Genomic DNA, 12,114 nt, shown 5'->3' with positions numbered 1-12,114 from the left:
TCTCGTTGATCGCGCCTTTGAGATCGGCGAAGCGGCCGCGATAGGCGGTCTCGACCCGGTTGGTCAGATCCCCGCCCGCGATCGCCGACAATGCCTGCGCGAACTCCGTCGTCGCCGAATCAACCACGAGGTTGATCTCGTTGATGCCCGCTACCAGCCGCTGCATCTGCTCGTCGGCATCGCTGATCTGCAACCGGGCGGAGAAATCGCCGGCCGCCGCCGCCGCGACGACCTCGCCGACATCGGACACCACCGCTTCCATCGATTGAGCCCGTGCCAGCCGGGCGGCGGCGGCAGCGCGCTCCTGGTCCTGCAGCAGCGCGACCTGTTCCGTGCTCTCGCGCAGCACCGAGACTGCGCGCGCCATGGCGCCGATCTCGTCCGGACGGTCGGCATGAGGCACGTCGATACGGGTTTCGCCGGCCGTGAGCTTTTCCATCACCTCGCTGAGATCGAGGATCGGGCGGGTGATCGAGCGCTGTGCGAAGACAAGCGCCACGCCAACAGAGAAGACCAGGGTCGCCAGCAGGACGAGCGGCAAGAGCCACTGAACCTGACGGGTAAAGGCCGTCGCCTCCTCGCCGACGAGGATGCCGGCCTTCTCGATGCGTTGGCTGAAGCTGATCAGCAGGTCGTTGAGAGCCTTCCGGTTGGCACGATTCGCTTCGTTGTTGCCCTGCGCATTGGCGGCTTCCGGCGAAACCTGGCGCCCGAGCCGGGCGGTTTCGGTGCGGAAGCCGATGAATTCCGCGACGGATTTGGCGATTTGCGCGACTGTCTCCCGTTCTTCGGCCGGCGCGACCTTCTGCAGCTCGGCGACGAAATTGCGCAGCGTCGGAATGCGGTCGTCGATTCCCTTGGCGTAGGCCTCGGCTTCCTGCGGCGTCTTGGCCATGTAGATGCCGCGCGACTCCATCACCACCGCCGTGACGACGCCGTTGATACGCTGCGTCAGCAGCGCGACATTGCCCTGGATTTCTGAACGCGTATTGAGGTCATCCGCCTTGTGCAGACCGTAGATGCTGATGATCGCAGAAATAATGGCTCCGCCAGCGACGATGGCGAGCATGGCGAGAAGCTTCAGGCGGATGGATTTCATGACGACGGTCCCAAGGCGACCTCCTGAACGAGGAGTTCGTTTCCACCTGTGACCATTCGCCCCGATCGATAAAAAACTACTTAAAAACTGACCGGGTCGATGACGTAAGATTCAACCCGTTCGGCGAGCCAGGTGAGGAATATTCCTTTTGGCGAAGCTCAAGTGCATTAGCACAAGTGAACGATTTAGACTTAAACTATTCGATGGCGTTCGGTGGTTGAAATCGTTTACTCGAGCGTTGTGCAATCAATCAGGGATCTATTCATCAATTGCAACTTTAGAGATATGCTGCGCGCCGCCCCCCTTGATAGAGCGGCCTCGCCTGAACATGTTGCATCTTCCACAGTCCAATTTCCGGTCCTGATCCCGATGTCCGAATCCAGCAACGCCCCGGTCATGCATGCGACCACCATCCTGATGGTCCGCAAGGGAGGCCGTGTCGTCATCGGTGGCGATGGCCAGGTCTCTCTCGGCCAGACGATCATGAAGGGCAATGCGAAGAAGGTGCGCCGTCTCGCCAAGGGGCAGGTGATTGCCGGCTTTGCCGGGGCGACTGCGGATGCCTTCACCCTGTTCGAGCGGTTGGAGAGCAAGCTCGAGCAATATCCCACCCAATTGCTGCGCGCCTGTGTCGAACTCGCCAAGGACTGGCGCACGGATCGCTATCTGCGCCGGCTGGAGGCGATGCTGCTCGTCGCCGACAAGGAAGTTTCGCTGCTGATCTCCGGCACCGGCGACGTGCTTGAGCCGGAGGCGAGCGAGCACGGGGCCGTGATGGCGATCGGCTCGGGCGGCAACTACGCGCTTTCGGCAGCCCGCGCCCTGATCGATATCGAACCCGATGCCGAGACGATCGTGCGCAAGGCGATGAAGATCGCCGGTGACATCTGCGTCTACACCAATCACAGCCTCGTCATCGAGACGCTGGAGGCGGCGTGATCCAGCAGCAGGACCTCGACGCCGCCATCGCCGCGGGCATCATCGACCAAGCGCAAGCGATTCGCATCGCGCATCTCGCCAGGCTGCGGGAGACGGCGCAGCCTGCTCCAGAAGGGGCGGTCATTGATCCCGACGACGAACGCTTCCGGTTGATCGGGGGTTTCAACGACGTCTTCGTCGGCATCGGGGTATGTCTGCTGGCTGGAGCGCTGATCGGCCTGTCGCGCGTGCTTGGCTTCGGCAACGCCTTCGCGCTGACGGCAGCACTTGCAGCCTGGGGTCTCAGCGAGATTTTCGCGAGGCGCATGAGGCTTGCTCTTCCCTCGATCCTGCTTGCGGTGATGTTCGCCGGCTCCGCCGGGATACTCGCCAGCATCGTCGGCGGGCCGCAACGCTTCGGTTTGGGGAGCTTTCAGGCCGAAAGTTCCTACTCGACCTTCGCCTTCGCAGGATTCGGTCTCGCAGCCGCTTTGCACTACTGGCGCTTCCGGGTTCCAATCGACCCGGCCCAGGCTGCCATCGGAGCGCTTGGCGCCATAGTCGCCGCGCTGTTCATACTCGCGCCAGACTTCATGCGCAGCTTTGTCAATTTCGTTCTGGTCGCAGGCGGGCTGATGATTTTTGCCGTTGCGCTAAAGCTGGACATGGACGATCCCAACCGGCGCACCCGGCATTCGGATGCGGCTTTCTGGCTGCATCTCCTTGCGGCTGGGCTCATCGTCCATCCGATCTTCCGGAGTATCGCCTTTGCCGGGCGGATCGGCCCTGCCGAGGCGATCTTGATTCTCGCGCTCTTCGCCCTGCTCGGCATCGTCGCACTGGTGATCGACCGTCGCGCGCTGCTGGTCTCAGGCCTAAGCTATGCCGGCATCGCGCTCGGCTACCTCATCACGCGCAGCGTCTCGGACAGCCTCGCCCTGCCGCTCGTGCTGCTCGGGCTTGCCGTGCTCGTGCTCGCGCTCTCGGCTGGCTGGCGGCGCCTGCGTGGCGTGATCCTGCCACGTCTGCCGCTCGGCAGCGTGCGCGCGAAGCTGCCGCCGGCGAAGCTGCCGCCCTCATCATGACGTTCCATTCGGACAGTTCAGCACCATGACCAGCTTTTCCCCCCGCGAGATCGTCTCCGAGCTTGATCGCTTCATCGTCGGCCAGAAGGATGCCAAGCGCGCCGTCGCCATCGCGCTGCGCAACCGCTGGCGCCGCCAGCAGCTCCAAGGACCGCTGCGCGAGGAGGTCTCGCCGAAGAACATCCTGATGATCGGGCCGACCGGTTGCGGCAAGACCGAGATCGCGCGCCGCCTCGCCAAGCTGGCGAACGCGCCGTTCCTCAAGGTCGAGGCGACCAAGTTCACCGAGGTCGGCTATGTCGGCCGCGACGTTGAATCGATCGTGCGTGACCTCGTCGAGATTGCTATCGCGCTGGTGCGCGAGAGCCGCCGCAAGGACGTCCAGGCCAAGGCCCATCTCGCGGCCGAGGAACGCGTGCTCGACGCGCTGGTCGGCGCAAATTCCAGCCAGGCGACGCGCGATTCCTTCCGCCGCAAGCTGCGCGACAACGAGCTCGACGACAAGGAGATCGAGGTCGAGGTGGCGGCAGGCTCCGGTGCGGCCACGCCGATGTTCGAGCTTCCCGGCATGCCGGGCGCCTCCATCGGCGCAATCAACCTCTCCGACATGTTCGGCAAGGCCTTCGGGCAGAAGGGCAAGCCGAAGCGCATGCTGGTCAAGGACGCCTACCAGCCGCTGCTCGCCGAGGAGAGCGACAAGCTGATCGACCAGGAAGCGATCGTGCAGGCCGCGATCCGCGAGGTCGAGAACAACGGCATCGTCTTCCTCGACGAGATCGACAAGATCTGCTCCCGCGAAGGCAAGGGCGGCGCCGATGTCTCGCGCGAAGGCGTGCAGCGCGATCTGCTGCCGCTGATCGAGGGCACGACCGTTGCGACCAAGCACGGCGCGGTCAAGAGCGACCACATCCTGTTCATCGCCTCCGGAGCGTTCCATGTCTCCCGCCCCTCCGATCTTCTGCCGGAACTGCAGGGCCGCCTGCCGATCCGTGTCGAGCTCTACCCGCTCGACATCGAGGATTTCAAACGCATCCTCACCGAGACCGAGGCGAGCCTGATCAAGCAGTCGGTCGCGCTGATGGCGACCGAAGAGGTCGAGGTCGAGTTCAAGCCCGACGCGATCGATGCCATCGCCCGCATCGCCGTCGACGTGAATTCTACGGTCGAGAACATCGGCGCCCGCCGGCTCCAGACCGTCATCGAGCGCATCCTCGACGACATCTCCTTCACCGCGCCGGACCGCGCTGGCGAGACCGTCGTCATCGACGCGGCCTATGTCGAGGCCCGCATCGGAGATCTGGCCAAGAACGCCGATCTGAGCCGGTTCATCCTCTGATGGAAGAGCCGGCCGCGTCCGCGCCGGAAGCCTCTCGCCTCGCCCGTGACTCTGCCGTCGTCGGGGCAGCCACCGTCGCCTCGCGCCTGCTCGGTTTCGCGCGTGACGTGCTGATCGCGCGCCTGCTCGGCGGCGGGCCGGCGGCCGATGCCTTCCTCGCGGCGCTGCGCCTGCCCAATCTCGTGCGGCGCGTGCTCGGCGAGGGCGGGCTGAACGCGCCCTTCGTGCCGCTCTATCTGGCCGTCAAGGTTGACAAGGGTGAGAAAGCCGCGCGGCGCTTCGCCGGTGAGGCGGCTGGCCAACTCGGCCTGCTGCTGCTGGTGCTCGTCACGCTCGGTGAGCTCTTTGCGCCCTGGCTTGTGCTTGGCCTTGCCGGTGGCTTCGCCGATGAGCCCCAAACCCTCGCCCTGGCGGCCTCCTATACGCGGCTGATGCTGCCGTTCCTGTTGCTGACGACGCTTGCGGCGCTGCTGGCAGCCCTGCTCAACGCCGAGCGCCGCTTTGCCGTCGCAGCCCTCGCGCCGGCGCTGATGAATGCGATCCTGCTCGGCGTCCTGCTCGTTCTGCATGTGATGGTTGCAGCGCCGGAAGCCGGGGCGCGTTGGCTCGCGCTCTGCGTCAGCCTGACCGGGCTCGCTCACCTCGCGATGATTCTGGCCAGCCTGCGCGGCCCCGGCCTGCCGCGTCCGAGCCTGCGCTGGTCGCCGGAAATGACCCGGCTGATCCGCACCGGCGGCGCGACGCTGCTGGCGGCCTCCGCGGCCCAGCTTGTGCTGCTCGTCGCGACGCAGATCGCCTCCTCCGAGTCGGGTGCAGTGGCGGCGCTCTACTATGCCGACCGCGTCTTCCAGCTTCCGCTCGGCTTCGTCGGCGTGGCGATGGGCACGGTCGTGCTGTCCGACATGGCACTGGCGGCGACACGCGGCGGCCCGGATGCCATGCTCGGACAGTCGCTGGCGCTCGGCCTCGCGCTCGCTTTGCCGGCGGCGACCGCGCTCGTCGCGCTCGCCGAGCCGATCGTGTCGGGGCTGTTCGAGTACGGGCGCTTCGATGTCGGCGACCGCGAGCGCACGGCTGCAGCGCTGGCGGCCTTCGGTTGCGGCCTGCCTTTTGCCGTCGTGGCGAAGGTCTTCGGCCAGGTCTATTTCGCGCGCAGCCGGCCGCGGCTGCCGCTGATCTCGGGCGGCCTGGCGGTGCTCGTCGCGCTGCTCGCCGGGCTTCTGCTGCCGGGCGGTCGCAACGCGGCGCAGATGGCGGCCTTGGCGGCGACGCTCGCCTTTGTCGTTCAGGCGCTCATGCTCGGCATCGCCCTGCTGCGCGACGGCATCTGGCGGCCGAGTCTCGGCAATCTGCGGCCCATCGCTTCCAGCCTCGCCGCCAGCGCGCTCATGCTCGTCGTGCTGGTCCTCCTGCTGCGGCTTTTGGCGGAGCCGTTGATGCCGGAACAACCGGCATTCCACCGCATCGGCGCGCTCGGCCTGCTCTGCCTTGCGGGGCTCGCCAGCTATTGTGCAGCGGGTTGGGCGCTCGGTGCCTTCGGCGCTCTCCCCTTGCGCAAGCGGCGGGCTTGAGCCAGAAGCGCCGCTTCCCTCCTCCATCGTGACGACGGAGTGCCCCATGTCGGGTTTTCATCAGCGCGTTTTCTCAGGCATGCAGCCGACCTCGACGCTGCACCTCGGCAATTATTTGGGCGCGCTGACCAATTGGGTCGCGATGCAGAAGACCCATGATTGCGTGTTCTGCGTCGTCGACATGCATGCGATCACGATGTGGCAGGATCCGGCCGACCTGAAGCGCGCCATCCGCGAAGTCACGGCCGCCTATATCGCGGCCGGCATCGATCCGCAGAAGAGCATCATCTTCAACCAGAGCCAGGTCTCGGCCCATGCCGAGCTCGCATGGATCTGCAACTGCGTCGCGCGGCTGGGCTGGATGAACCGCATGACCCAGTTCAAGGAGAAGGCCGGCAAGGATCGCGAGAATGCCTCGCTCGGCCTCTACGCCTATCCAAGCCTGATGGCGGCCGACATCCTGCTCTACAAGGCGACGCACGTGCCGGTTGGCGAAGACCAGAAGCAGCATCTGGAGCTCACCCGCGATATCGCCCAGAAGTTCAACAACGACTTCGCGCCGCAGATCGCCGAGCTGGGTCTGGGCACGGGCGAGCTCGGCTTCTTCCCGCTGCCTGAGCCCATGATCATGGGGCCGGCCCAGCGCGTGATGAGCCTGCGCGACGGCACCAAGAAGATGTCGAAATCTGACGCCTCCGACTATTCGCGCATCAACCTGACCGACGACGCCGACGCTATCGCCCAGAAGATCCGAAAGGCCAAGACCGACCCGGAGGCGTTGCCCTCCGAGGCGAAGGGACTCGAGGGCCGCCCGGAGGCCGAGAACCTCGTCGGCATCTATGCCGGCTTGTCGGGCATGGCGAAGGGCGATGTGCTGCAGCAATTCGGCGGCGGCCAGTTCTCGGGCTTCAAGGCGGCGCTGGTCGATCTCGCGGTCGAGAAGCTCGCGCCCATCGCCGTGGAGATGCGCCGCCTGCTGGCAGAACCGAAGCATATCGACGCGATCCTCGGCGAAGGCGCGGCCAGGGCCGATGCCATCGCCGCGCCGATCATGCGCGAGGTCAAGGACATCGTCGGCTTCGTGCGCAGCTGACACGGACCCCCTTGGGCGCGACGGGCTTGCGCCGGAGGGCCGGCGCAGGCCACCATGGTCGTCCCTTCAAGCGGCGGCAGGACAGTTTCATGGTCAAGAAACGGCGGTCCTACGAGACGGGCCATCGGCCGAAATTTCTCGCGGTGGTCGACGATACCGAAGAGTGCGCCAAGGCGCTTCGCTTTGCGGCGCGCCGCTGCGCCCGTCTGGGCGCTGCGATCGTGCTGCTCGCAGTCGCACCGCCGCCCGAGCACGAGACATGGCTCGGCGTCGGCGACGTGATGCGGGCGGAAGCCGAGGCCGAGGCCGAGAAGCGGCTCGACGCGGCTGCCATCGCCGTCCGGATGCTGGCCGGCCTCGAGCCCGAGCGCGTCGTGCGTATCGGCGACAAAGCCGGAGAGCTGGTCAAGCTGATCGAGGAGGACGAGGATATTTCGCTCCTGGTGCTCGCCGCCGGCACCGGGCGCGAAGGCCCAGGCCCGCTGGTCAGCGCGCTGGCCGGCAAATCCTCGGCCAGCTTCCCGATTCCCGTCGCCATCGTCCCGGGCCATCTGGAAGACGAGGAAATCGACGCTCTGGCTTGAGGCCGGCGCCTTCCTTCGCGCTGGAATGATTCCAGCGACGCGCCTATATCGAGACCAGGAACGGCGACCTTGAACCGCCGGTACCGGAGGTATTCATGTTCATCCAGACCGAAGCGACGCCAAATCCGGCGACCTTGAAGTTTCTGCCCGGCCGTATCGTCATGGGCAGCGGCACGCTCGACCTGCGCGACGCCGATGACGCCGCCCGATCGCCGCTGGCCCAGCGCCTCTTCGGCGTTTCCGGCGTTTCCGGCGTCTTCCTCGGCTCGGACTTCATCACCGTCACCAAGTCGGAAGGCGAGTGGCCCCATCTGAAGCCGGCGATCCTCGGCGCGATCATGGAGCACTTCATGTCCGGCGCGCCGGTGCTGGCCGAGAATTCCGCTGCCGACATCGAGGAGGAAGGCGAGTTCTTCGCTCCGGAAGATGCCGAGACGGTCGATACGATCAAGGATCTGCTCGAGACCCGCATCCGCCCGGCAGTGGCTGGCGACGGCGGCGACATAACCTTCCGCGGCTATCGCGACGGCACGGTCTATCTCGTCATGAAGGGCGCCTGCTCGGGCTGCCCCTCTTCGACCGCGACGCTGAAGCACGGCATCCAGAACCTGCTGCGCCATTTCCTCCCGGAAGTGCGCGAAGTCGAGTCGGTTTGAGTTGGCCAAGGGATGAGCGCGTGACGGGCCTGGCTTTCGCGGAATGAAGATCTGATGCGCATTCTCGCGATCGACACCGCGCTGGGGGCCTGCTCGGCCTGTGTCCTCGAAGCCGGTGAGATGGAGCCGCTGGCGCAGGAGCAGCTGCCGATGGATCGCGGCCATGCGGAGGCGCTGATGCCGCTGGTCGAGCGGGTGATGAAGGCCGTCGACGGCGGCTTTTCCTCGCTGGGCCGCGTCGCTGTCACGGTCGGTCCCGGCAGCTATACCGGCTTGCGGGTCGGGGTCAGCGCGGCCCGCGCCATCGCTTTCGCGGCCGGGATCCCGGCCGTCGGCGTCACCACGGTCGTCGCCTGCGCCGCCCCGCTGATCGGCCGCGAGTCCGGTCGCGTCATCGCGGCTGCGCTCGACGCCAAGCACGGCCAGGTCTGGTTCCAGGCGCTGACCTCGGAAGGCAAGCCGCTCGTCTCGCTCCGGCAGGTGAGTTATCGCGATGCGGCACGCGCCATCGGCGCCGGCCCCGTCAGCCTCGTCGGATCTTCGGCGCTGGCCGTCGCCAACGAGGCCTGGGCGATCGGCCTCGATGCCGTGGTCGTCGACGATACGAAGGCACCGGATATCGCCTGGGTCGCGCGGCTCGGCCTAATCGCCGATCCGGAGACCGCCCCGCCGCGTCCGCTCTACCTGAAGGCGCCCGAGACGACGCCGCAGGACAAAGCCCGCCTGCCGCGCCGGTGAACGCCTCCTCCAAATGGTGGTTGCCGAAACATCAATCCGTGCGAACAAGCGGGATGGATTGGCTGCGCAAGCTCCTGCACCCTGATTCGGCGCCCGCGCGCACGATGCGGCTCGATGCCGGCTACGCCCGCCAGGTCGCGATGCTGCATCATCAGGGCGGCTTCGCCCGTGGCTGGCAGCCGGCCGAATGCGCCGCTCTGATCGCCGATGCCGGCGTCGCCACCGACGGTGTCTTCGGCAAGAACAACGATCCGGCTGGCTTCGTGATGTCGCGCAAGGCCGCCGACGAGGCTGAGATCCTCAGCATCGTGGTCACCCCGGCCAGCCGGCGCGAAGGCCTCGGCCGGGTCTTGCTCTCGGCTCATCTTGCCCGCCTCGCGGAGGACGGCGTCGCTCATGTCTTTCTCGAAGTCGAGGAAGGCAATCTCGCGGCGGAGCGGCTCTATCGGCATTTCGGCTTCCGCGAGGTCGGGCGCCGCAAGGGATACTACCCCAAGACCGATGGCAGCCGCGCCACTGCAATCGCGATGCGCCTCGATCTCACATGACTCTGCGGAACAATCGCGCCATTGACGGCGCTTCGAGCAGCGAGATGGTCTCCCTGCCGATCAGCGGGCCCGTCCGCGCATGAAGGACCTCCGCGTCGGCGCGCTTGTCCGCCTTGCCTTGCTGATCGCCGGCACGTTCTGGCTGGTGCCGTTCCAGCTCGGCGTGATGCGGTTCGCCCCGAAATACCGGGGTGTCCTGCCATTGCATTTCCATCGCCTGACCTGCTGGTGCCTGGGCGTGCGCCGCCGCGTCAGGGGGCTGCCGCCGCCGGCTGGCGCAGGGGCGCTGATCGTCGCAAATCATGTCTCCTGGCTCGATATCGGCGTCCTCGGCGCCGAGCGCGAGCTGGCCTTCGTTGCAAAGAGCGAGGTCGGCAAATGGCCGGTGGTCGGCTTCCTCGCCAACCTCCAGCGCACGGTCTATATCGACCGGCAACGGCGCGGCGCGACCGCGGGTACCGCCGCCACGATGGGCGCCCGCATCGCGGCCGGAGAGGAAGTGGTGCTCTTCGCCGAGGGCACGACCGGCGACGGCACGCGCATCCTGCCCTTCCGCTCCTCCCTGCTCGGCGCGGTCCATCATGCCATGGGCGACGCAGAGACGGATGTCACGGTCTATCCGCTGACCATCACCTATACCGGCTGGCAGGGGTTGCCGGGAGGGCGCCTCGAGCGCGCCGCGCTGGCCTGGTACGGCGATACCGAGCTCTGGCCGCATCTGAAGCTGGTGCTGGAATGCGGCGCGATCGATGTCGAGCTGGTCTGGGGTGAACCGATCGCGATGGGCCGCGCCATGTCGCGCAAGGCGGCGACGCGGCGGGCGGAGGATGCGGTGCGCGCGGCGCGGAACGAGGCCATCACGGGCCGGCCGGCCATCTGAGACGGGTTGGCGCACGGCTTGCCTGCTGCGAGGTCAGTGAAGCCGGGCCGTTTCCAAGGCGCCCGATCCGCAGTAAAGAAAACCTTTTGGAGACCCGATCCGCGGCGATGAAGAAAGTCCACATCAAGTCCTTCGGCTGCCAGATGAACGTCTATGACGGGCAGCGCATGGCCGACATCCTGAGCCACCAGGGCTATGAGGAAACGGCGACGCCGGAGGGTGCGGATCTGATCCTGCTGAACACCTGCCATATCCGGGATCGGGCCGTGCAAAAGGTCTACTCCGAGCTCGGCAAGCTGCGCGACATCAAGAACGCCCAGTTGGCCGAGGGGCAGGAGACGAAGATCGTCGTCGCCGGCTGCGTCGCCCAGGCCGAGGGCGCCGAGATCCAACATCGCCAGCCTGCCGTCGATCTCGTGGTCGGGCCTCAGGCCTATCATCGCCTGCCGGAATTGCTGGCCGAGGCCGCGCGGAAGCGCGTCGTCGATACCGACCTGCCGATCGAGGACAAGTTCGGCTTCCTGCCGGCGCCGAAGCCGCAGATCATCCGCGCACGCGGCGTTTCCGCCTTCGTCACGGTCCAGGAGGGTTGCGACAAGTTCTGCGCCTTCTGCGTCGTTCCCTATACGCGCGGCGCCGAGTTCTCGCGCCCTGTCGCCCAGGTTCTCGCCGAAGTCGAACGTCTGGCCGAGGCCGGCGTGCGCGACGTCACCCTGATCGGCCAGAACGTCAACGCCTACCATGGCGAGGGGCCGGATGGGGCGGTCTGGGGCTTGGCGCGGCTGATGCGTCGCGTTGCCGAAGTGCCGGGTATCGCCCGCATCCGCTACACGACGAGCCATCCGCGCGACATGGACGACGATCTCATCGCCGGCCATCGTGACCTGCCGCAGGCGATGCCTTTCCTGCATCTGCCGGTTCAGGCCGGCTCGGACCGCATCCTCGCCGCGATGAACCGGAAGCATACCGGCGACGAGTATCGCCGCCTGATCGAGCGCATCCGCGAAGCGCGTCCCGATATCGCGCTCTCGTCGGACTTCATCGTCGGCTTCCCCGGTGAAACCGATGCCGATTTCGAGGATACAATCCGTCTCGTCGACGAGATCGGCTTCGCTTCGAGCTATTCCTTCAAGTATTCGTCGCGCCCGGGCACGCCCGCGGCCGAGCTCGACGCGCAGATTCCACGCGCGGTGATGGATGAGCGCCTCTACCGGCTGCAGGAGCGGATCGAACATCACCGCCAGGCTTTCAACGCCGCGATGGTCGGACGGACTGTGGATGTCCTGCTGGAGCGGGCCGGACGCCACCCCGGCCAGCTTGCCGGAAAGTCACCCTATCTGCAGGCTGTGCAGATCGAGAGCGAGACGAATCAGATCGGCGACATCGTCCAGGTGACGATCGAGCGGGCCGGTTCCAATTCGCTCTTCGGCCGGCTGGCGGAGGCGGGGCGGACGGATGGAAAGGACATGGCCGCTTGAGCGCGTTGCGGTTCGTGCCCATCTCCTGCTGGAAGGCTCTGGCCTGTCATCAGGCTGAGATTGTTGCGTTCGGATATGCTGCGAGACGACCCGGACGGGCGCTCCTGCCCGACGGGAACGGGCGCAAA

Annotated in this window: 12 protein-coding genes; 11 read left to right on the top strand and 1 reads right to left on the bottom strand. The window is 66.4% G+C overall.

Features of this window, described 5'->3' with window-relative positions; all coding sequences use genetic code 11:
- Positions 1 to 1,099 (bottom strand): HAMP domain-containing protein (locus tag AC1DDA_RS21300; RefSeq protein WP_476797260.1); only part of this gene is annotated, 1,099 nt, incomplete at its 3' end.
- A 369-nt stretch (positions 1,100 to 1,468) separates the two neighbouring features.
- On the opposite strand from AC1DDA_RS21300, the gene hslV reads away from it, so the two are divergent.
- The 11 genes from hslV (at position 1,469) to miaB (ending at position 11,986) form a co-directional block, all read left to right on the top strand.
- Positions 1,469 to 2,038: an ATP-dependent protease subunit HslV gene (gene hslV, locus AC1DDA_RS21295; protein WP_282568291.1), complete on the top strand. Its 570-nt coding sequence runs from the start codon at positions 1,469 to 1,471 to the stop codon at positions 2,036 to 2,038.
- Complete coding sequence (locus AC1DDA_RS21290) at positions 2,035 to 3,102, top strand: hypothetical protein (protein WP_476797259.1); 1,068 nt, start codon at positions 2,035 to 2,037, stop codon at positions 3,100 to 3,102. Before hslV ends, AC1DDA_RS21290 begins: the two co-directional genes overlap by 4 nt.
- Before the next feature lie 25 nt (positions 3,103 to 3,127).
- The gene (gene hslU / locus AC1DDA_RS21285) at positions 3,128 to 4,438 is read left to right on the top strand and encodes an ATP-dependent protease ATPase subunit HslU (RefSeq protein WP_441510084.1); all 1,311 of its coding nucleotides are present in this window, start codon (positions 3,128 to 3,130) and stop codon (positions 4,436 to 4,438) included.
- Positions 4,438 to 6,009, top strand: a complete 1,572-nt coding sequence (gene murJ, locus AC1DDA_RS21280) for a murein biosynthesis integral membrane protein MurJ (RefSeq protein ID WP_476797258.1) — start codon at positions 4,438 to 4,440, stop codon at positions 6,007 to 6,009. The genes hslU and murJ overlap by 1 nt, the downstream gene beginning before the upstream one ends.
- Positions 6,010 to 6,055: 46 nt before the next feature.
- A complete protein-coding gene (gene trpS, locus AC1DDA_RS21275; protein WP_441510082.1) occupies positions 6,056 to 7,102 on the top strand; it encodes a tryptophan--tRNA ligase in 1,047 nt (348 codons plus the stop codon).
- 89 nt (positions 7,103 to 7,191) lie between these two features.
- A complete protein-coding gene (locus tag AC1DDA_RS21270; RefSeq protein ID WP_441510081.1) occupies positions 7,192 to 7,686 on the top strand; it encodes a universal stress protein in 495 nt (164 codons plus the stop codon).
- A gap of 95 nt (positions 7,687 to 7,781) precedes the next feature.
- Positions 7,782 to 8,342, top strand: a complete 561-nt coding sequence (locus tag AC1DDA_RS21265) for a NifU family protein (protein ID WP_441510080.1) — start codon at positions 7,782 to 7,784, stop codon at positions 8,340 to 8,342.
- 54 nt (positions 8,343 to 8,396) lie between these two features.
- The gene (tsaB, locus tag AC1DDA_RS21260) at positions 8,397 to 9,080 is read left to right on the top strand and encodes a tRNA (adenosine(37)-N6)-threonylcarbamoyltransferase complex dimerization subunit type 1 TsaB (RefSeq protein WP_476797257.1); all 684 of its coding nucleotides are present in this window, start codon (positions 8,397 to 8,399) and stop codon (positions 9,078 to 9,080) included.
- Positions 9,081 to 9,133: 53 nt separating this feature from the next.
- Positions 9,134 to 9,628: a GNAT family N-acetyltransferase gene (locus tag AC1DDA_RS21255; protein WP_476797256.1), complete on the top strand. Its 495-nt coding sequence runs from the start codon at positions 9,134 to 9,136 to the stop codon at positions 9,626 to 9,628.
- A 79-nt stretch (positions 9,629 to 9,707) separates the two neighbouring features.
- Positions 9,708 to 10,508: a lysophospholipid acyltransferase family protein gene (locus tag AC1DDA_RS21250; protein ID WP_476797255.1), complete on the top strand. Its 801-nt coding sequence runs from the start codon at positions 9,708 to 9,710 to the stop codon at positions 10,506 to 10,508.
- A gap of 107 nt (positions 10,509 to 10,615) precedes the next feature.
- Positions 10,616 to 11,986 carry a tRNA (N6-isopentenyl adenosine(37)-C2)-methylthiotransferase MiaB gene (miaB, locus tag AC1DDA_RS21245; RefSeq protein ID WP_476797254.1) on the top strand — a complete coding sequence of 457 codons (1,371 nt, stop codon included), beginning with the start codon at positions 10,616 to 10,618 and terminating at the stop codon, positions 11,984 to 11,986.
- Positions 11,987 to 12,114 lie beyond the last annotated feature (128 nt).

The sequence above is a fragment of the Allobosea sp. 10N428 genome (assembly GCF_056394545.1).
This window is presented reverse-complemented; position numbering and strand designations above follow the sequence as displayed.

Coding starts and splice junctions, on each gene's coding strand:
- hslV (WP_282568291.1), top strand. CDS start 1,469: ATGTCCGAATCCAGCAACGCCCCGGTCATGCATGCGACCACCATCCTG.
- hslU (WP_441510084.1), top strand. CDS start 3,128: ATGACCAGCTTTTCCCCCCGCGAGATCGTCTCCGAGCTTGATCGCTTC.
- murJ (WP_476797258.1), top strand. CDS start 4,438: ATGGAAGAGCCGGCCGCGTCCGCGCCGGAAGCCTCTCGCCTCGCCCGT.
- trpS (WP_441510082.1), top strand. CDS start 6,056: ATGTCGGGTTTTCATCAGCGCGTTTTCTCAGGCATGCAGCCGACCTCG.
- AC1DDA_RS21270 (WP_441510081.1), top strand. CDS start 7,192: ATGGTCAAGAAACGGCGGTCCTACGAGACGGGCCATCGGCCGAAATTT.
- AC1DDA_RS21265 (WP_441510080.1), top strand. CDS start 7,782: ATGTTCATCCAGACCGAAGCGACGCCAAATCCGGCGACCTTGAAGTTT.
- tsaB (WP_476797257.1), top strand. CDS start 8,397: ATGCGCATTCTCGCGATCGACACCGCGCTGGGGGCCTGCTCGGCCTGT.
- AC1DDA_RS21255 (WP_476797256.1), top strand. CDS start 9,134: ATGGATTGGCTGCGCAAGCTCCTGCACCCTGATTCGGCGCCCGCGCGC.
- AC1DDA_RS21250 (WP_476797255.1), top strand. CDS start 9,708: ATGAAGGACCTCCGCGTCGGCGCGCTTGTCCGCCTTGCCTTGCTGATC.
- miaB (WP_476797254.1), top strand. CDS start 10,616: ATGAAGAAAGTCCACATCAAGTCCTTCGGCTGCCAGATGAACGTCTAT.